The organism is Mycolicibacterium sp. lyk4-40-TYG-92 (assembly GCF_030209435.1).
In the GTDB taxonomy this organism is placed as follows: domain Bacteria; phylum Actinomycetota; class Actinomycetes; order Mycobacteriales; family Mycobacteriaceae; genus Mycobacterium.
Map to the genome: position 1 here is coordinate 124,911 of NZ_JARVRX010000007.1, position 18,265 is coordinate 143,175.

At 68.1% G+C, this 18,265-nt stretch carries 21 protein-coding genes; 8 read left to right on the forward strand and 13 right to left on the reverse strand.

All coding sequences use genetic code 11. The features are described 5' to 3' along the window. Positions 1–4 precede the first annotated feature (4 nt). The gene (locus tag QRN63_RS12870; protein ID WP_267316787.1) at positions 5–556 is read left to right on the forward strand and encodes a nucleotidyltransferase family protein; all 552 of its coding nucleotides are present in this window, start codon (positions 5–7) and stop codon (positions 554–556) included. On the opposite strand, the gene QRN63_RS12875 is transcribed toward QRN63_RS12870, so the two are convergent. The 6 genes from QRN63_RS12875 to pucL are packed head-to-tail and all read right to left on the reverse strand — an operon-like array spanning position 499 to position 8,566. Then, entirely contained in the window at positions 499–1,644 is a 1,146-nt protein-coding gene (locus QRN63_RS12875) for an XdhC family protein (RefSeq protein WP_267316786.1), read from the reverse strand. The genes QRN63_RS12870 and QRN63_RS12875 overlap by 58 nt on opposite strands. Before the next feature lie 2 nt (positions 1,645–1,646). Continuing rightward, the gene (locus QRN63_RS12880; protein ID WP_267316785.1) at positions 1,647–2,129 is read right to left on the reverse strand and encodes a nucleoside deaminase; all 483 of its coding nucleotides are present in this window, start codon (positions 2,127–2,129) and stop codon (positions 1,647–1,649) included. Continuing rightward, a complete protein-coding gene (locus QRN63_RS12885) occupies positions 2,126–4,873 on the reverse strand; it encodes a molybdopterin-dependent oxidoreductase (protein ID WP_285031092.1) in 2,748 nt (915 codons plus the stop codon). The genes QRN63_RS12880 and QRN63_RS12885 overlap by 4 nt, the downstream gene beginning before the upstream one ends. Positions 4,874–4,907: 34 nt before the next feature. Next, on the reverse strand, positions 4,908–6,833 hold the full coding sequence (locus QRN63_RS12890; RefSeq protein ID WP_285031094.1) for a PbuX/PucJ/PucK family nucleobase permease: 1,926 nt from the start codon (positions 6,831–6,833) through the stop codon (positions 4,908–4,910). Further along, complete coding sequence (locus QRN63_RS12895) at positions 6,823–7,650, reverse strand: FAD binding domain-containing protein (RefSeq protein ID WP_267316782.1); 828 nt, start codon at positions 7,648–7,650, stop codon at positions 6,823–6,825. The genes QRN63_RS12890 and QRN63_RS12895 overlap by 11 nt, the downstream gene beginning before the upstream one ends. 4 nt (positions 7,651–7,654) lie before the next feature. Next, complete coding sequence (gene pucL / locus QRN63_RS12900; RefSeq protein WP_285031365.1) at positions 7,655–8,566, reverse strand: factor-independent urate hydroxylase; 912 nt, start codon at positions 8,564–8,566, stop codon at positions 7,655–7,657. Between the two features lie 202 nt (positions 8,567–8,768). On the opposite strand from pucL, the gene uraD reads away from it, so the two are divergent. Genes uraD through QRN63_RS12915 form a run of 3 tightly spaced genes read left to right on the forward strand, consistent with a single transcriptional unit; the run spans position 8,769 to position 10,446 of the window. Beyond that, positions 8,769–9,257 carry a 2-oxo-4-hydroxy-4-carboxy-5-ureidoimidazoline decarboxylase gene (gene uraD, locus QRN63_RS12905; RefSeq protein WP_285031128.1) on the forward strand — a complete coding sequence of 163 codons (489 nt, stop codon included), beginning with the start codon at positions 8,769–8,771 and terminating at the stop codon, positions 9,255–9,257. Beyond that, positions 9,254–9,583, forward strand: coding sequence for a hydroxyisourate hydrolase (gene uraH, locus QRN63_RS12910; RefSeq protein ID WP_267316780.1), 330 nt, complete (start codon positions 9,254–9,256; stop codon positions 9,581–9,583). Before uraD ends, uraH begins: the two co-directional genes overlap by 4 nt. After that, positions 9,583–10,446, forward strand: coding sequence for a MurR/RpiR family transcriptional regulator (locus tag QRN63_RS12915; protein ID WP_285031130.1), 864 nt, complete (start codon positions 9,583–9,585; stop codon positions 10,444–10,446). The genes uraH and QRN63_RS12915 overlap by 1 nt, the downstream gene beginning before the upstream one ends. Here QRN63_RS12915 and QRN63_RS12920 read toward each other — a convergent pair. Further along, positions 10,376–11,167: a 3'(2'),5'-bisphosphate nucleotidase CysQ gene (locus QRN63_RS12920; RefSeq protein WP_285031366.1), complete on the reverse strand. Its 792-nt coding sequence runs from the start codon at positions 11,165–11,167 to the stop codon at positions 10,376–10,378. The two genes, QRN63_RS12915 and QRN63_RS12920, sit on opposite strands and share 71 nt — an antisense overlap. Before the next feature lie 136 nt (positions 11,168–11,303). Between QRN63_RS12920 and QRN63_RS12925 the strand changes: the two genes are divergently transcribed. Then, complete coding sequence (locus QRN63_RS12925) at positions 11,304–11,561, forward strand: hypothetical protein (protein WP_267316778.1); 258 nt, start codon at positions 11,304–11,306, stop codon at positions 11,559–11,561. Positions 11,562–11,625: 64 nt separating this feature from the next. Here QRN63_RS12925 and QRN63_RS12930 read toward each other — a convergent pair whose 3' ends face one another. The 6 genes from QRN63_RS12930 to QRN63_RS12955 all read right to left on the reverse strand — a co-directional run bounded on the left by QRN63_RS12930 (position 11,626) and on the right by QRN63_RS12955 (position 15,716). After that, complete coding sequence (locus QRN63_RS12930; RefSeq protein WP_267316777.1) at positions 11,626–12,291, reverse strand: GNAT family N-acetyltransferase; 666 nt, start codon at positions 12,289–12,291, stop codon at positions 11,626–11,628. A gap of 68 nt (positions 12,292–12,359) precedes the next feature. Further along, complete coding sequence (locus QRN63_RS12935) at positions 12,360–13,175, reverse strand: Rv2133c family protein (RefSeq protein ID WP_285031133.1); 816 nt, start codon at positions 13,173–13,175, stop codon at positions 12,360–12,362. Then, complete coding sequence (locus QRN63_RS12940) at positions 13,162–13,755, reverse strand: Rv2134c family protein (protein WP_212812028.1); 594 nt, start codon at positions 13,753–13,755, stop codon at positions 13,162–13,164. The genes QRN63_RS12935 and QRN63_RS12940 overlap by 14 nt, the downstream gene beginning before the upstream one ends. A 29-nt stretch (positions 13,756–13,784) precedes the next feature. Beyond that, entirely contained in the window at positions 13,785–14,504 is a 720-nt protein-coding gene (locus QRN63_RS12945; protein WP_285031137.1) for a histidine phosphatase family protein, read from the reverse strand. A 16-nt stretch (positions 14,505–14,520) separates the two neighbouring features. Next, on the reverse strand, positions 14,521–15,369 hold the full coding sequence (locus QRN63_RS12950) for an undecaprenyl-diphosphate phosphatase (RefSeq protein ID WP_285031140.1): 849 nt from the start codon (positions 15,367–15,369) through the stop codon (positions 14,521–14,523). Positions 15,370–15,404: 35 nt separating this feature from the next. After that, positions 15,405–15,716 carry a hypothetical protein gene (locus QRN63_RS12955; protein ID WP_061006446.1) on the reverse strand — a complete coding sequence of 104 codons (312 nt, stop codon included), beginning with the start codon at positions 15,714–15,716 and terminating at the stop codon, positions 15,405–15,407. A gap of 127 nt (positions 15,717–15,843) precedes the next feature. Between QRN63_RS12955 and QRN63_RS12960 the strand changes: the two genes are divergently transcribed. The 3 genes from QRN63_RS12960 to QRN63_RS12970 are packed head-to-tail and all read left to right on the forward strand — an operon-like array spanning position 15,844 to position 18,264. Next, on the forward strand, positions 15,844–16,896 hold the full coding sequence (locus QRN63_RS12960; protein WP_285031144.1) for an NHL repeat-containing protein: 1,053 nt from the start codon (positions 15,844–15,846) through the stop codon (positions 16,894–16,896). After that, positions 16,896–17,195, forward strand: coding sequence for a DUF5703 family protein (locus QRN63_RS12965; RefSeq protein WP_285031146.1), 300 nt, complete (start codon positions 16,896–16,898; stop codon positions 17,193–17,195). The genes QRN63_RS12960 and QRN63_RS12965 overlap by 1 nt, the downstream gene beginning before the upstream one ends. Positions 17,196–17,205: 10 nt before the next feature. After that, complete coding sequence (locus QRN63_RS12970) at positions 17,206–18,264, forward strand: quinone-dependent dihydroorotate dehydrogenase (RefSeq protein WP_267316771.1); 1,059 nt, start codon at positions 17,206–17,208, stop codon at positions 18,262–18,264. The last annotated feature ends 1 nt before the right edge of the window (position 18,265 follow it).

The window sequence follows — 18,265 nt, forward strand, 5'->3', positions numbered from 1 at the left end:
CACGATGGGGCCGCCTGATCATCCCCGGGTCGCCGGGTTGTTGTTGGCTGCCGGCGCGGGCCGGCGGTTCGGCATGCCGAAAGCCTTGGCACCCGGTGCAATTGAGCGCGCCGTTGACGTGTTGTTCTCGGGTGGCTGTGCCTCTGTTGCCGTCGCGCTCGGCGCCGAATATGAGCGCGCCGCAGCGCTCGTGCCGGACACGGCGGCGATCATCGAGGTTGCGGGGTGGGAGGAAGGCATCGCGGCGGCGCTGCGTGCGGGACTCGCGGCGATCGATGGTGAGGCCGCGCTGATTCATCTCGTGGATCTGCCGGACGTCGGTGCGGACGTCGTCTCGCGTTTGTGTGCCCTCGCGAATCCGGACCGGCTCGCCAGGGCAACCTACTCCGGCACGCCCGGGCACCCCGTCCTGATCGGCCGCAGCCACTGGGACCGGGTCTGTACCAGCGTTCGCGGCGACCACGGCGCGCAGGAATACCTGAACAGCGTTGGTGTGCTTCATGTTCCCTGCGAGGATCTGGCGACGGGTACAGACACCGACACACCTGTCTGCTGATGGACATCGCCGTCGCGGTCACGCAGCGGCAGACCTGTTCCGCCTTCACGCAGGCTGATGATCTCCCCGATGATCGCGATGGCGATCTCCTCGGGAGTCCGGCCGCCCAGATCCAGCCCGATGGGAGAGGACAACCGGGCCAATTGGCTGTCATCGATCCCCCGCTCGCGCAGCCGTGCCACCCGTTCGTCGTGGGTTCTGCGCGAGCCCATGGCGCCGACGAATCCGATCGCGGGCAACGCCAGGGCCACCTCCAGTAGCGGCACGTCGAAGCGGTGATCGTGCGTCAGCACACAGATCGCGGTCCGCGCATCGAGCAGCCCGGCACCGGCCTGTTGTCTGAGGTACCGATCGGGCCAGTCCACGACGACCTCGTCGGCCATCGGGAACCGATCTGTCGTGGCGAATACCGGTCGCGCGTCGCATACCGTCACGCGATAGCCGACGAATGCTGCCGCGTGCGCAACCGCGGCGACGAAGTCGGTTGCACCGAAGACGATCAGCCGCGGTCTGGGCGCCAGTACGCGCGCGAAGACGACGTCGCCGCCGGGGCCGGTCAGCGTCCGGCTGGTGGTCATCGAGTCCGCGGCGCGCACCACGGCGTCGTCCAGCGCGCCGACGCCGAGGCTGCCCTTCACCGACCGGTCGCCGATCACCAGGTGACCGCCGGGCCCGCCACCAGGCCGGGCCGGCTCGCCGGCGCTGACGAGCGTCGCGAGGACCGCGGTCTGCCCGCGGTCGACGACTTTCACGGCGAACTCGAATTCGGTGATATTCGCCGGGCCGACGCGCTCGACGTAGACGTCGATGGCTCCGCCGCACAGCAGGCCGACAGAGAACACCGACTCGTCGCCGGCGTCGTAGCTGACCAGCCTCGGCTCGCCCGAGGACAGCACCTCCAGCGCCACCTCGTACACCGCGCTCTCGACGCAACCGCCGCTGATGGAGCCGACGACGCGACCGTCGCCGGCCACCAACATCGAGGTCCCCGGTCCGCGCGGCGTTGATCCACTCGTAGCGACGACCGTGCACAACGCCACCGACTCACCGAGCCGGGTTCGGGCCAACATCTCCTCGATGACATCCATGGTCAGTACTGAACCCGGTTGCTGTTGCCGATCCAGGTCTCGAACGGCAGGAATGAGTGGTGCAAGCGGTGCTGCTGGACGGGGACGTCCCAGTGTTCCCGCGGCCTGTCGAACAATTCATAGAATGCCCGGTCGTCGAATCCGCCGGCAGCCGCGTCATCGCGGTCCGCCGCGAACACGACCCGATCGACCCTGGCCCACAAAGCGGCGGACAGGCACAGCGGGCACGGTTCGCACGACGAGTAGAGCGTGTGGCCCGCAAGACTGAAGTTGCCGACCTGTTGGCAGGCGGCCCGGATCGCCATCACCTCGGCGTGTGCGGTCGGATCAAGGTTCTGCGTCACCCGGTTCTGCCCGGTCGAAACCAGCTCACCGGCACCGACGACCACCGCACCGAACGGCCCGCCGCCGGCTTCGACATTGGCCGTCGCCAAGTCGATCGCGACGGTGAGCCACTTCGGATCAATGCCCGTGGAAGCGTTCATCGTGGTGTTCCTTCCTGCACCAGCCGCCAGACGCGGTCCCTCGACATGGGGAGTTCGAATGGACGCACGCCGATGGCGCGACGAATCGCGTTGGCAAGAGCGGGCGCCACGGGGTTGTACGGGGATTCGCTCATCGATTTCGCGCCGTAGGGACCGAGGTCGTCGGCGGTCTCTGCGAACAGCACCGCCGTCGCCGGAATGTCGGCCATCTGGGGCACCCGGTACAGGCGGAATGTGGGCGTCGAAACCCGGCCCGAATCGTCGATCATGATCTCTTCGTAGAGCGCCGATCCGATGCCCTGGGCGACGCCGCCTTCCACCTGCCCCCGGCACTGGGCCGGATTGACGACGGTGCCGGCGTCGGCGGCGTGCACCGACTGCAGAATCTTGACCGTCCCCGTCTCGGTATCGACCGCGACCCGAAATCCCTGCACGTTGAACGCGATCGACCGCAGTTCACCCGTTTCGGCTCCGGTCGTCTGGATGCCGCCGTCCACCCGATGCTGCACGGGCGCGGCGGCGATGACGTCGCCGAATGGCACCAACCCGCTGGCGGTCTCGACCCCGTGTTCACCCAGCACGCCGACTTCGCCGGTCAGCCGGCAGACCGTGTCCAGAATCAGTTCGCGCATACTCGACGCGGCGGCGTACAACGCCTTGCCCGCGACCGTGGTCCCCGCGGACGCGAAGGCCCCTGTGTCGTAGTCGGCGGCGTCGGTATCACCGTTGCGCAGCACGATCCGGTCCGGCGTGGTGGACAAGGCGGTCGCGGCGATCTGGGTGTGGACCGTCGTGGTTCCGTTGCCGAATTCCACGGTCCCGATTCCCACCTCGTAGCAGCCGCTCGGGGTGAGCCGAACCTTGACCGCGGAGAAGTGGCCGCGCGGAGCCAACGTGGCGATTGCCGACAATGCGATGCCCTCCCCCGTCCGCCACTGGGCTCCCGTCGGGACGGCCTCGCCATCGGCACCGGTCAACGCCCGTTCGACCAGGTCGAGGCACTGGTCGAGTCCGTAACTGCCATAGATCAGATCTGGTTCGGGTTCGGCATGGGCGATCAACAGGTCATCGCCGTCGCGCACCATGTTCGTGCGGCGAATCGTGAAAGGGTCGATGCCCAGTTGCAGCGCCAGCTCATCGAGTGCGCACTCGATGGCGAAGATCACCTGGCCCAGCCCATACCCGCGGAACGCGCCCGACGGTGGGTTGTTGGTGTAGACGGCCTCGGCATCGACCCGCTTGACGGGGCATCGATAGACGGACACCGACTCCGCGCAGCCGTGGAACATGACGCCCGGCGAATGGTTCCCGTAGGCGCCGCCGTCGCTCAGCACGGCCAACTTCATCGCGGTCAATGTGCCGTCGGAGCGGGCGCCGAGGGTGACGTCGACACGCATGGGATGGCGATAGGCGGTCGCGGTGAGCTCATCGGTGCGCGACATCTCGTACGCGACGGGCCGCCCGGTGCGCAGCACGGCGACCGCGACGAGGTCTTCGGTGAACATCTCCTGCTTGCCGCCGAATCCGCCCCCGACGCGCGCGGTGTACACGCGAAGCCGGTCCTCGGGCAGATCGAGCAGGAGGCACAGTTCCTTGCGAACCAGAAACGGCACCTGTGAGCTGGTACGCAAGGTGAGCCGGCCGTCGTCGTCCAACCAGCCGATGGTGCCGTGGGTCTCCAGCTGCGCGTGCGTGACCCGGGCGGTCCGCCAGGTACCGCCGACCGTGACGTCGGAGTCCGCCAGCGCCTCGTCGATGTCGCCGCCGAAGCCCTCGTGCATCGCCGCGATCACGTTGCGCGACGCGTCGGCGACGCCGTCTTCGAGCGTCCGGTCCGGATGCAACAGCGGCGCGCCCGCCGACCTCGCGTCCTCCGGATCGAATACCGAAGGCAGCACCTCGTACTCGACCACGATGCGGCGTGCGGCGTCCTGCGCGGCCGCGAGCGTGTCGGCGACCACTGCGGCGACGCGTTGTCCGATGAAGCGGACGACGGGGTCGAACACGAGGGTGTCGTCGGGGTCGTCCGTGCGTATTTCGTGGCGCGCGGTGGAAAACCGCGGCGTCGCGACATTGAGGTGAGTGAGGATCAGTTCGACGCCGGGCACCTGGTCGGCGGCCGCGGTGTCGATCGCCAGAATCCGGGCGTGCGCATGCGGTGACCGCAGCACGGAAATGTGAAGCAGCCCAGGCACTTCGGTGTCGAATGTGTAGGGCTCGCACCCGGTGACGATCCGGCGGCCGGCGGGCGGCCGCAACGACTGGCCGACGGCCGGGCCGGCAGCGGCCACCCCGTCGCCGCTGCCGCCGCTGCCGGTGACCCCCGCATGGATCGCCTCGCGAATCGGCCGGTAACCGGTGCAACGGCACAGGTTGCCCTTCATCCGCCGGTCGAGATCACCAAGGTCGTCCGGCTCGAGGGTGGACGCGGTGACGATCATTCCGGCGGTGCAGAAGCCGCACTGAAAGGCGAAGTTGTCACAGAACGCACGCTGCATCGGATGCAGGTCGTCGCCGTCGGCGAGCCCGGCAACCGTGGTGACCACGCGGCCGCCCACCCGGCCGGCGGGGTAGATGCAGGAATGCACCGGCGCGCCGTCGAGGATGACCGCACACGCTCCGCAGTCGCCGGCGTCGCAGCCCTTCTTGACGTCGAGGTGCCCGGTTTCCCGGAGCAGGGTGCGCAAGCACTGCCCCGGACGCGGATCCGCTTCGACGGTCGTGCCGTTGACATCGAATCTCATACGCACGCCATTGCGCGTTGCGACCGGCCGGTGGTCATCGCGCGATTCGCAGGCGTCGGGCCGAGGCGATGGGATTCGCGTCGGCAACGAGGTCGTCGAATCGCCACGCCGCGATTCGCGAGATCTCGCTGAGTGCCGCCATGTGCTCGACCTGCGGGGAATTGTCCAGTCGCCGCCAGCCGAGGGTCAGAATGTGTTCGCGGCTTTCCAGATCCCGCAGGCAGATGATGAGGGGGAAGCCGAATTTGGCTTCGTAGGCAGCCGACAGCTCGCTGAATTCCTCGGCCTCCTCTTCGGTGAGACCGTCGAGGCCCAGGTAGGCCAGATCGACTTTCGACATGTGGTGTTCCTGAGTCTCGCCCAGCGCCGGATACGCCTGCATCAACTCCATCTGCTCGGCGGGAGTAGCCGCGAGCAGCGCGGTCTGGACGGCGCCACGCAGTGCGCGGGTGTCGGCGAATGGGCGTTGCGCGAACGCGCGTTCAACTGGCCAGGCGAGGCCCTGATACAGGACCGAGAACGTCTTGACGAACTCCTCCTGCGTCATCTTGTTGACGGTATCGAGTCCGACTTCGCCCGTCCGTGGCGTGCCCGCGACCATCGGGCCGCGGTTCGGGCCGATATGGAAGAACACGATGTTCAGAACGATCGCGGCAAGCGCGCCCAGCGTGATCCCTGAGCCACAGATGATCTGGGCCCAGGCGGGGAAGCTGAACTTCAGCAGCGGTTGGGCGGTGACGAGCATGCCCAGGCCGAGTGCGGTGCCGACGATCACCGCGTTGCGGTGGTCGTTGAAATCGACCTTCGAAAGGGTCTGGATGCCCACCACGGCCACCGTGGCGAACAGCGCCAGCGATGCCCCGCCGAGCACCGAATGCGGGATGGCGGCCACGACAGCCGCGGCCTTGGGCAGATAGCCCAGCACGATCATGATGACACCCGCGGCGGCGACCACCCAGCGGCTCTTGATCTGCGTCAAGCGCACGAGTCCGACGTTCTCCGCAAAGCATGTGTAGGGGAATGAATTGAGTACGCCGCCGATTGTGGTGGCCATACCGTCGGCGCGCAGTGCTCTGGCGATGTCGTTGGCGCCCACGCGCTTGCCCACGATCTCGGCCGTCGCGAACACATCACCGGTGGTTTCCACCGCGGTGATGATCATGACGACGATCATCGAGATGATCGCGGTGGCGCTGAATGTGGGCCAGCCGAAGTAGAACGGCGTGGTCACGCCGAGCCAGTGGGACGTACCCACCGCACTGAAATCGACCTCCCCGAGCAGCGCGGCGACCGCAGTGCCGATGACCAGCCCGGCCAGCACGGCGATCGTGGCGAGGAACCCGCGAAAGAGGCGCTGCATGACGACGATGATCAGCAGGGTGCCCGCGGCGTACGCGAGATCCTTGAGCGCCACATCGCTTTTCATCGCCTCGGTGGTCGTGCCACCGACAATGTCGTTCGCCGCGACGGGCAGGAGCGCGATCCCGATGATCGTGATGACCGATCCGGTGACGACCGGCGGGAAGAATCGCAGCAGCTTCGAGAAGTACGGCGCCATGAAGAAGGTGAAGAGTCCGGCGACGATCACCGACCCGTACACCGACAGCAGACCGGGAACCCCTGACAGGCCGCCGGCTGTGCCGATCGCGATCATCGGGCTGACGGCCGCGAAGGTCACTCCCTGGATCAGCGGGAGTCTGACGCCCACTTTCCAGAAGCCGACGGACTGGATGAGCGTGGCGATGCCACACGTGAACAGGTCGGCATTGATGAGGTGGATGGTCTGCTCGGGCGACAGCTTCAGGGCTCCGGCGACGATGATCGGAACCAGCACCGCACCGGCGTAGAACGCCAGCACGTGCTGTGTGCCGTACACCGCGAGCTTGGGAATCGGCAACACTTCGTCGACCGGATGCACCGGCTTGCGAGCGACATCGGCTCGACTGGTCTCAATCGGCATGGCCCACCTCCAGGCGAGAAAGAATTTCTGAGCGAATGTCCGAGGCCAGCACCGCACTGACAGCCCGGCGCCAATCAGCGGCCCCGAGCGGGTCGGTGTAATAGCCCGGTGCGGCCAGAACGTCGGATCGGAGAGCTTCGGCGCCGGGCATCGCCGGATAGCGGAAGACCGTGGGCGCGAGCGTCGCGGCCGTGACGGTGAAGACTGCCGACCCGTCGTCGTCGCGGCGGCCGCTGACGACGGCACCGGAGCGTCCGTACTCGGCCAGCGCGATGGTTCGCAGTGCCGCCGTGGCACGCAGCGCCCGGTCGGGCAGGTGCAGGGCCCGCAGCACCTCGCCGCGGCCCAGCGAGTTGGTTCCGTTGCCGGTGACCAGATCCGCGACGGCATCCGATCGGGTCTGGCCGTCGGGAGTCCAGATTTCGGCGACGCCGTCGAGCGCAACGGCGAGCGACACCATCGATGCGGCCGCGAACGAGCGGCAGATGTTGCCGCCGACGGTGGCCACGTTCCAGATGTTGGACGAGGCGAGTAATGCGTTCGCACAGTCACCGAAGAGCTGCTGGGCCGGCCAGTCGGTCCGGCGCGGGTAGCGCACGAGTTCGGCGATGGTGCACGTGGCCGCGATGCGCAGGCCGTCGCCGGTGCGCTCGATGGGGCGCCAGCCCATGGTCGTGAGGTCGACGACGCCGGTGAGCTCGTCCTGCGGTTCGGAGAACAGCCACGTCCCCCCGGCGACGAAAGACTCGCCGTCGGCAAGGTGCAGGTCGTCGCGGGCCCGCGCGAAGCGGTATCGGCTGACGGTGTTCAGGTCCATGGGCTCAGCAGAAACCTGGAATCGTGGCCCACGCCTCCGGCGCCTGTGCGGCGCCTTCGCGGGTGATGGTGGCCTGGATCAACCCGTACGGCCGATCGGCGGCGTAGAAGACCTCGTTCGGGTTCTCCAGACCGAACGGGCTGAGGTCGACGACGAAGTGGTGTTTGTTGGGACATGACAACTTCACTTCGGCGACCACGTCGAACGTCTCGAGGATCGCTTTGCCGATCTCGAACAGCGTCTGCTGCAACGCAAGTGAATGGACGCCGGCGAACGTGGCGAGTACCACCTCGGTGATGGCCGCGTGCAGCGCGTTGAAGTCGAGGTCGGTGCCGTCGGCGTCAGGGCTCAGGTAGCGCCACCATGCGGTGATGGACGTGGCCATGATGCGGTCGTCGGTCTCGACCAGCGTGGTGTATCTGTCCCGGGGGAAGCCATGGAACTCCGATCCGGTCGACTTGAGCACGACGCAGTCCTTGATGCCGGAGACCACCCAGGTCGTCTCGCCGGCCATCTGGACGACCGTCGTCCGGATGAACGTGCCCGCCCGCACAAACGAGTGGTCGTGCGGCTTGCCGTCGACGACGATCCGTTCCCAGGCGTATTCCTCTGCCTCCCAACGGCCTCCGGTGACCCACTCGAAATCACCGACGAAGTGCCTGCCCAACGCGATCAGGAAATCCTCGGGTGACTTCACGCCCACTTCTTTCGCGTAGGCGTACACGGTGTTCTTCTGGGTGTCGGTCGCGACCACGTGTGAGTTGTCGCCCGCGTAGTGGCATGCGCTGAAATCGCCCCGCAATTGCGAGGTCACGTTCAGATCGATGATGCGATGCACGGGTGTGTCCCGGACGATGCGCACGAGGCGGTTCTCCGCCTTGCCGTACTGATTCGATCCGAGGACGATGTCACCCACAGCCACGATTTCCCCTTGCGCGCGATGAACGGCTTACCGCTGCAACGTACGTTTCAGATTTTGTTGGGGCGTCACCATTTCGTTTCAACCGTGTGACGAGTTTCCGGCCCGAGTAATCCCCCAATCCAGGCTGGAGCTGCAGTTTTCCGGAATGTAACGATTTCGTCGGGGAGAATCGTTGCTGCAACGCTAGATTCAGACCATGGATCTTCAGACCTTCAACTCTGCGTTGCCTGAGGAAGCCGAAGAAGTGCTGCGCCCCTGCGCCGATATCGCGTCCTGGCTCAGCGCGGTGGTCGCCGCGCGGCCTTTTGCCAGTGTCGGCGACCTCGAGTCGACGGCCGCGCGCGCCGCCGACGACTGGAGTGTCGACAACCTGGACCAAGCGCTGGCACAGCACCCCCGCATCGGCGAACGCGCCGACGGAACATCTGTCGAGTCGGGCCTTTCCCGCGGCGAACAACCGGCCATGCCAGACGAGCTCGCGGCGACGATGGCCAGAGCCAACGCCGACTATGAAGCGAAGTTCGGGCGGATCTTCCTCATCCGCGCGAAGGGCCGCAGCGCTGCCGACATCTATGACGCCCTGCGCTATCGGCTGTCACTCGGCCGCGAGGAGGAGGCGGCCATCGCCATCGGCCAGCTTCGTGAGATCGCACTGCTTCGCCTGGCGGAAAGGGTGACGCCATGACATCGCCGGCCGCGCAGACGTCGCTGTCCACCCATGTGCTCGACGCCGCCCGCGGGAAACCCGCCGCGGATCTCCAGGTCGTCCTGAGCCGAACGAATGAACAGATAGCGGCCGCACACACCGACGGCGACGGACGTATTCGTTGGGCCGTCCCACTCGATCCCGGTGACTACCTGCTGCATTTCGCGACGGGCGCCTGGTTCGCCGGCACCGGCCGGGAGACCTTCTACCCCGCCGTCGACGTGCACGTCACGATCGGAGCGGGACATACGCACGTCGCGTTGTTGCTCAGCCCGTTCGCATACACCACCTACAGGGGAAGCTGATGCGCGCGGACGAGCCGGACTCGCTGGAGGCGAGAATCGCCAACTGCTATGCGTCACTGAGCCCGCAGGAACGCCGTGCTGCCGATGTGCTGCTCGCGCATGCGGGCGATGCCGGTACCTATCGCGCCAGCGAGCTCGCCACCATGGCCGATGTCTCGAAGGCGACGTTCTCCCGGCTGGTGCGCGCCCTGGAATTCACCAACTTCGACGCCATGCGTGAGCACCTGCGCGCCCTGCGCCGATCGGGTGTGCCCCTCGCCATCGAGAGAACGCCCGACGTCAGCGCGATCATCTCGCAGGACATTGCGAACCTGCACGCCATGCACGCGCTGCTGAACGAAGCGGTGGTCGAGGCCGTCGCAGAGAAGATCGCCGCTTCCCGTCGCATCGCCGTCTGCGGCTATCGGAGCAGCCTGGCCGCGGCCACGGTGCTGCGGCTGAACCTCGCCCAGATCCGGCCCGACACCTGGCTGGCCCCCAGTTCGGGTCAGTCCGTCGCCGAAGACATCGCGGACTTCGATGAGCGCGACCTCGTCATCGCAATGTCGTTCCGGCGCCACGGCCGGTGGGCCACAGAACTCGTCGACTGGGCCTGCGAGTCGCGAATTCCATTGGCGCTCTTCGCCGATGACCAACTCCGCGGGCTCGCGGCACGTGCCACCTGGTGGCTCGAGTGCCCGAACGTCTCCCCCGGCGCGTTCGACAGCCACGCCGCGGTGATGAGCCTCGTTGCCGTTCTCTCCGACCGCGTCCTTGCCCTCACGCCCGACGGCGCACAGCGCATCGACCGCGTCAACTCGGTCCACGAGACACTTGGCGCACCGCCTCGAGCAACGAGTCGGCGAACTCCGGGCGGCACATGACGAAGTCCGGCAGGTACGGATCGGGCCGGTTGTAGCGCAGCGGCGAACCGTCGAGCCGCGACGCGAACAGCCCCGCCGCCTGCACCACACCGGCCGGCGCGGCCGAGTCCCATTCCCATTGCCCGCCGGCGTGCACGTAGGCGTCGACGTCGCCGCGGACCACGGCCATGGCCTTGGCGCCGGCCGAGCCGATGCCGACAAGTTCCATGTCGAGCACCTCGCGCAGCCACCACACCACGGCCGGCGGCCGGTAGGTACTGGTGGCGACCCGGAGGGGCCCGGGACGACGCGGCGGCGGTCCGGTCACGGTGTCGGTGCGGTGCACCTCGCCGTGCGCGGGTAGTGCGACGGCCGCGTCGGTGATGGACCCGTACGGGCTGCCATCGCGCTGCCACAGCGCGATGTGGACGGCCCAGTCCGGCCGGCCCCGCCCGAACTCGCGGGTGCCGTCGACCGGGTCGACGATCCACACCCGGTCCGAGCGCAACCGGACGAGATCGTCGGCGGCCTCCTCCGAGAGGATGGCGTCGTCGGGGCGGGCCGTGCGCAGCCGATCGAGGATCAGCGTGTTGGCGTGCCGGTCGCCGGCCGCGCCGAGGGTGTACGGATCGTGGGAGCCGAGCCGGTCACGCACCGACAGCAGGAACTCCCCCGCCTCCTGCGCGACCTCAGCGGCCAGCGCGACATCCGTGTGCGCCCTGCCGCTGTCCGCCATGCCCATGAGTATCGCCGAGGGCAACGTCACAGCCGAAACCGCCTATTCACAGGCACGTTGCAGGCTGCTGGCAGGTCCTGCCGAAATAGGCCTCATAGCATTTTGGACAACTATTTACCCCGTAGTCATTAAGGAGGACGTCATGAAGGTGGCGAAGACATTGGGATTCGTCGGCGTCGCGGCGGGTGTCGCGCTCGGCGTCTACGGCACGACGCACGCGCCGGCACCGGCCGTCGCGCCCGTCGCCTCGTCGGGACACGGCGCGACGTCGGGCGTGTACAACCAGCCGACCGTCGCCGATATCAACATGGGCGCCACCGCCACGCCGACGACGCCGAGCAGCGTCGAGCCTGTCACCGTCGCTTCCCCGCCGGTGAAGGCCAAGCCGTACTCGGGCTGAGCTGACGGCAGGCACGTAAAAGGGCTCCGGGAATTCCCGGAGCCCTTTTGCGTTGGGGCACAGGCTACTTGGGGGTGGCTCCCGGAGCGCGGACGACCATGGGCACAGCCGGGAAGTACGACGCCATCTCCGACCGCGACCGGCGCAGCGCCGCGGTGCCGTAGCCGCGGTGGCGGTACTCGGGGTGGACCCAGATCCGGACGTTGACCTCGCCGCCGTCCAGCTCACCGAACACCATGCCGACCTTGGCGCCGTCTTCCTCAGCGACGAACCACACCGCCTCCTCGGCATTGACGCGGGAGAGCGCGGCCTTGATCTCGTCGTCCAGGTCGCCGGCGGCACGGCCCGAGCCGTCACCGGAAGCACCGACGTCGGCCGTGCGGGTGGCGAAGATGTCGCGGTCGGCGGCACCGGAGAACGGGCGCAGCGACAGGTTGTCCCCGAAGCTGGCGGGGCGGTCCTTCACCGTAAAGGACAGCTGGCTGTTCAGATCTTCGAGCTCGTCGGCGATGCGCTTGCGGGCGTCCTTGGTCAGCAGATCGAAGGACATCGCCATGACCTGCTCGCCGCCGGCATGGGAGGTGCCCAGCAGCTTGGCGATCGCATCAACGGCGGCGGCCTTGTTGTCGGCTTCGACGATGACGTCGAGCACCTCGTGCCGGCGGTCCAGTGCTTTCTGGAGGGCATCGGTGATCTCGCGGCGGGCGGCGGCCTTGTCGTGGTCGGTCATGCCGACGAGCCTAGAGCACTACCGATCGGTAGGGCGGCGTAAATCGGTTACCTGTGTGCAAACTGCGATCAAAACGCCGGCCACGGGATCGGCCGGTGCCGATCCGGGGTCGGCATGATCGGATTGTCAAGCAGCTCAACAACTCTCGCTTGCAACGCGGCGATCTCGTGCCGGGTGAGGTGCGGGGCCAGCGTCGCGGCGAGGCTGTCGTCCAGGATGTCCCGCAATGCGGCGACCGCGCCGAGCACGTCGTCGTCGATCGGTTTTCCGGCCCAGCCCCACAGTACGGTGCGGAGCTTGTCCTCGGCGTGCAGGCTGACGCCGTGGTCGACGCCGTACACCTGACCGTCGGCCCCGGCCAGCACGTGACCGCCCTTGCGGTCGGCGTTGTTGATCAGCACGTCGAACACCGCCAGCCGGTGCAATCGGGCGTCGTCGGCGTGCACCAGCACCACTTCGTCGCCTCTGTGGTCGTAGGCGCGCAGGATCGGCAGGTATCCCGCCGGCACGCGACCGGCCGGGACGAGGTCGACGAGGTCCGGGCCGGCAGCGGGTTCAGTTTCGCTGAGCGCGTCGCCAGGTTGGTCGACCCAGCGCTGCACCATGCCCGGCCCCGCCGGCCCGCTACGAATAATGGTGTGCGGCACCAGGTTCCAGCCCAGTGCCGCGGACACCAGGTAGGCCGCCAGCTCCCGTCCGGCCAGGGTGCCGTCGGGGAAATCCCATAGCGGCGCCTCCCCGGAGATCGGCTTGTACACGCAGTGCAGCAGGGCGCCGTCCAGCTCGGCTTCGCACAGGAACGTCGCGTTGCTGGCCGACCTGATGCGCCCGAGCGCCGTCAGCTCACCGCATTGCAGAATCTGCTCGGCGTCAGGAGACGTCATCCGGCTCATCACCGTCGGCATCCAGCACGCCGCGCCGATATCCGTTGGTGCGCACGCAGATATGGCCCTCCGGGTCGAGCGGCTCCTCGCACAGCGGGCACGGCGGCCGGCCGGCGGAGATCACCCGATTCGAGCGGTTCGCGAAGTCCCGCGCCGACTGCGGACTCAGGAACACCCGCACGGCGTCGGGACCTTCCTCGGCGTCGTCGAGCACGACGGAGGCGTCGAATTCCGAGTCGGTGACGGCCAGCAGCTCCACCACCACGGTCTGCGCTTCGGAGTCCCAGCCGAGGCCCATGGTGCCGACCCGGAATTCGGCGTCCACCGGCATGACGAGCGGGTTCAGGTCGGTCACCTCGCCGGTGTCGGGCGGGATCGGCGTGCCGAACCGGCGGTTGATCTCGACCAGCAGCGCAGAGATGCGCTCGGCCAGGACAGCGACTTGCTGCTTCTCGAGCATGACCGAGACAACCCGCTGCTCGTGCACGGCCTGCAGGTAGAACGTCCGGTTACCAGGCTGCCCAACGGTCCCGGCCACGAAGCGGTCGGGAGAGCGGAAGACGTGAATTGCGCGAGCCATGGCACCTTTCAAAATACCGGTTTACCGGTCTAATCGGTCGAGCCGCCGACGGTGGCGTCGTGTGTCGGCACGGCATCGTCGGGCTTGCCGGCCTGCTCGGATGGGGGCTCCGCGGGTTGCGGGCGGAGCGACGAACTGAGATCCGAGCCGGTGTGGTTGACGTGCAGGACGAACGGCCGGTGCGGCGTGTAGCGGATGACGCTCATCGAGGCGGGGTCCGCCACGATCCGCTGGAAGCCGTCGAGGTGCACGCCGAGCGCGTCGGCCAGCACCGCCTTGATGACGTCGCCGTGCGTGCAGGCGATCCACAGCGTGTCGCCGTCGTGCTCCTGCGCCAGCGCCCGGTCGATCTCGCGGACCGCGGCCACAGCGCGCGCCTGCACCTGCGCCAGCCCCTCGCCGTCCGGGAACACCGCGGCGCTGGGCTGCTGCTGGATGACGGGCCACAGGGGCTCCTTGACCAGTTCGGCGATCTTGCGGCCGGTCCAGCCGCCGTAGTCGACCTCGGTCAGCCGGTCGTCGACGCGCGGCTGCAGGCCGAGCGCCGCGGCCAGCGGGGCGACGGTGTTCTGGCAGCGCAGCAGCGGCGACCGGACGATGGCCTTGACCGGTAGTTCGCCGATTCTGGCGACGACACCGTCGGCCTGCGCGCGTCCCTTGTCGTCGAGGTCGACGCCCTCGGACCGGCCGGCCAGGGTGTGGGCGGTGTTGGACGTCGAGCGCCCGTGCCGCAGCAGGATGACGGTCATCGGGTTCCCTTCGATGTCACTGTGCCGCCACCACGCCGGTGCCGAGCAGCGCCAGCACCGTCACGCCGAGCACGACGCGGTAGCCGACGAACCAGTACATGCTGTGCCGCACCAGGAATTTCAGGAACCAGGACACTGCGGCGTAGCCGACCACGAACGCGATCGCGATGGCTACTGCCAACTGGGCGCCCGTGGCGCTCATGCCCTCGGTGACGGGCTTGAAGGCGTCGGGCAGCGAGAACAGTCCGGAGGCCAGCACCGCCGGGATGGCGAGCAGGAAGCCGAAGCGCGCCGCCAGCTCACGGTTCATGCCGAGGAACAGGCCGGCGCTGATGGTCGCGCCCGAGCGCGACACCCCCGGCACCAGTGCCAGGCACTGCGCCAGGCCGACGATGACGCTGTCCTTCCACGTCAGCTGCTCGACGTCGCGGGTCTGCTTGCCGACGTACTCGGCGAGGGCGATCACCGCGGAGAACACGACCATCGCGGTCGCGACGACCCACAGATTGCGGGCGCCGGAACGGATCTGGTCCTTGAACAGCAGTCCCATGACGCAGATCGGGATGGTGCCGATGGTCACCCACCAGCCCAGCCAGTAGTCGGCGGTGCGGCGGGCGGCGTCGGTCAGTCCGGCGAACCAGGCGGTGAGGATGCGCCAGATGTCCTTGGCGAAATAGATCAGCACCGCGGCCTCGGTTCCCAGCTGGGTGACCGCGGTGAACGAGGCGCCGGCGTCACCGGCGAAGAAAACCCGGGAGGCGATGGCCAGATGGCCTGACGACGACACCGGCAGAAATTCGGTGAGCCCCTGGAGGACGGCCAGCACGATCGTCTGCCACCAGCTCATGGCTGCCACGTCAGTCACGCCGACGACCGTACCGTGAGCGGCGGACGCAGGCGTTAGTGGTTGCGCTGCACCGGTTGTGCGTCGGCGACGGCGTCACGGACGGCGGCGGCCAGACTGCGCTCGTCGTGCACGTCGACATGCGCCAGGCTTCGCGAGGACACCGCGACGACGTCCTCTTCCTGCGGCACCGGTCCCGACAGACGGGGGCGGTAGACCTCCACAATCAGCACGCGCTTGTCGTCCAGGCGAAATGAAAAACTCCGGCCGTCGCCGACCTGGCCAAACCCGCTGGCCCGCAGACCTGTCGAAAGGTCTTCGATAGCAAAATTACCGTTGGCCAAATCGCCGTCGGTGGCAATGCTCATGACTCCGACCATACCCCTCCGGTACGTGACGTACCTGCCGGACGAAGATAATTGACGCCAATATATTTGCCTAAACTGGCAATTAGCGTCTGCCCGCCGTTCACCGACCGAAAGCCAGCCTGTGTCAATGGATCACCATCCCATTAATTGTCGGCTGCGTGAATATCGGGTGAGCGTAACAAGATTCGCGACGGCCGCGCTGGCCATCGGCGCACTGGCCGCCTGCTCGTCGCATCCGGCCGAGACGGCGCCGCCGACCATCTCCCCCGCACACGCCGCGGTGTCCCCCGCGGTCACCGCCGCCCCCGACGGCGTCGTCCACACCCTGCCCGGGCCCGGGACGGGCGCCCATTTCGACACGGCGACGTCGTCACTCGTGGTGCTCGGTACCGACGGCACCGGCCGTCCGGTGGTCACGGTGCCCAGCACCCCGCCGGTGGTGCTGCCGGCGGCCGCGACGGGTGTGACGGGCGACGGCGCGGGCACGGCCTTCCTGTCCACCCGCGGCGGCTACCTGCGGTTCGACGTCGGCAAGCGCGCGGTGCAATCGGTCGCGGTCGACGGCCAGTCCGGCACCGATTTCACCTCGATCGCCCGGCGGGCCGACGGCAAACTGGCGCTGGGGACCGCCGACGGGGCCGTGCTGATCGTCGACGGCACGGCCGTGCAGTCCCGGATGAAGGCCTTCGCCCGCGTGGACGGTCTTGCCGCGCAAGGCAATACCGTCGTGGTCCTCGACCGCGGGCAAACCTCGGTGACCGAGGTGAACGCCGACGGCACCGACGTCGCCCAGGCGCTGCGCGCCGGTGAGGGCGCCACCACGCTGGCCGCCGATCCGGCCGGCCGGGTACTGGTGGCCGACACCCGCGGCGACGGCCTGCTGGTCTTCGGGACGACGCCGCTCATGCTGCGCCAGCAGGCGCCGGTGCGGGGCGCGCCGTACGGCATCGTCGGATCGTCGAGGCTCGCCTGGGTTTCACAGACCGCGACAAACAGCGTGGTTGGTTACGATCTTTCGACTGGCATCCCCGTCGAGAAAGTCCGATATCGCACCGTGCAGCAGCCCGACGTCCTCTCCTTCGACGAACGCACCGGCACCTTGTTCGTGGTGTCGGGGTCGGGCGCCGGGGTCCAGGTGATCGCGAACGCCGCCGCCGGGCCGGGGTCGGGCGGCCACTGATGCAGCGGGGGCGGATGCCGGCAGCGTGGACGGAGGACTTGTCCGACGACTACGAATGGATTCCGCTCCGACTGCCCCCGGAGGTGACCCGGCTGTCGGCCTCCATCCGGCTGTCGATCGAGGCCGAATATCGCGGCTGGGAACTGACCCGGGTACGCCTCTACACCGACGGTTCGCGCCGGGTGCTGCTGCGCCGCCGCAAGACCGGGGCGAGCGAAGCGACGGGAAATGGGCCCAGGGCGGCCGAAGCGACGGGCGCTGCGCCCGATAGGTTGGCGCCCGAGCAGCCGTCGATGTGAGGAGCCGTTGATGTATCGCGCCCTGCGCTGGGTGATGTTCCGGGTCCCGCCGGAGCGGATTCATACCTGGGTGTTTGCGCTGCTGCGCGTCGCGACCGGTTTGAGCGTGAGCCGCCGGCTGCTGGGCAAGTGGCTCGCCCCGTCGGATCCGGTGCTGCAGACGACGGTGTTCGGTGTGACGTTCCCGGGCCCGGTCGGGCTGGCGGCCGGTTTCGACAAGAACGGCAGCGGCATCAATGCCTGGGGCCCACTGGGTTTCGGCTACGCCGAGGTGGGCACCGTCACCGCGCAGGCGCAGCCGGGTAACCCGGCGCCGCGGCTGTTCCGGCTGCCGGCGGATCGCGCGCTGCTGAACCGCATGGGCTTCAACAACCACGGGGCCGGTGAGCTCGCCGTCCGGCTGACCCGCAGCCAGTCCACCGTGCCGATCGGGGTGAACATCGGCAAGACCAAGGTCACCCCGCCCGAGCGCGCCGTCGACGACTACGCCGAGAGCGCCCGGCTGTGCGGCCCGCTGGCCGACTTCGTGGTGGTGAACGTCAGCTCGCCGAACACGCCCGGGCTGCGTGACCTGCAGGCCGTGGCGTCGCTCCGGCCGATCCTGGCCGCGGTCCGCGCCGAGACCACCAAGCCGGTGCTGGTGAAGATCGCGCCCGACCTGTCCGACGACGACGTCGACGAAATCGCCGACCTGGCCGTCGAACTGGGGCTCGCGGGCATCGTCGCAACCAACACCACCATTTCCCGCGACGGCCTGCTGACGCCCGGCGTCGCCGAGCTCGGGGCGGGCGGTGTGTCCGGCGCCCCGGTGGCCGCGCGGTCGCTCGAGATCCTGCGCCGGCTGCACAAGCGCGTCGGCGATCAGCTGGTGCTGATCAGCGTCGGCGGCATCGAGACCGCCGACGACGCCTGGGAGCGCATCCTCGCCGGTGCCTCACTGGTACAGGGCTACACCGGCTTCATCTACGGCGGCGGCTTGTGGGCCAAGCACATTCACGACGGCGTGGCCGCGAAGTTGAAGGCCGGTGGCTTTACATCACTGGCCGACGCGGTGGGTTCGGGCGCGTAGC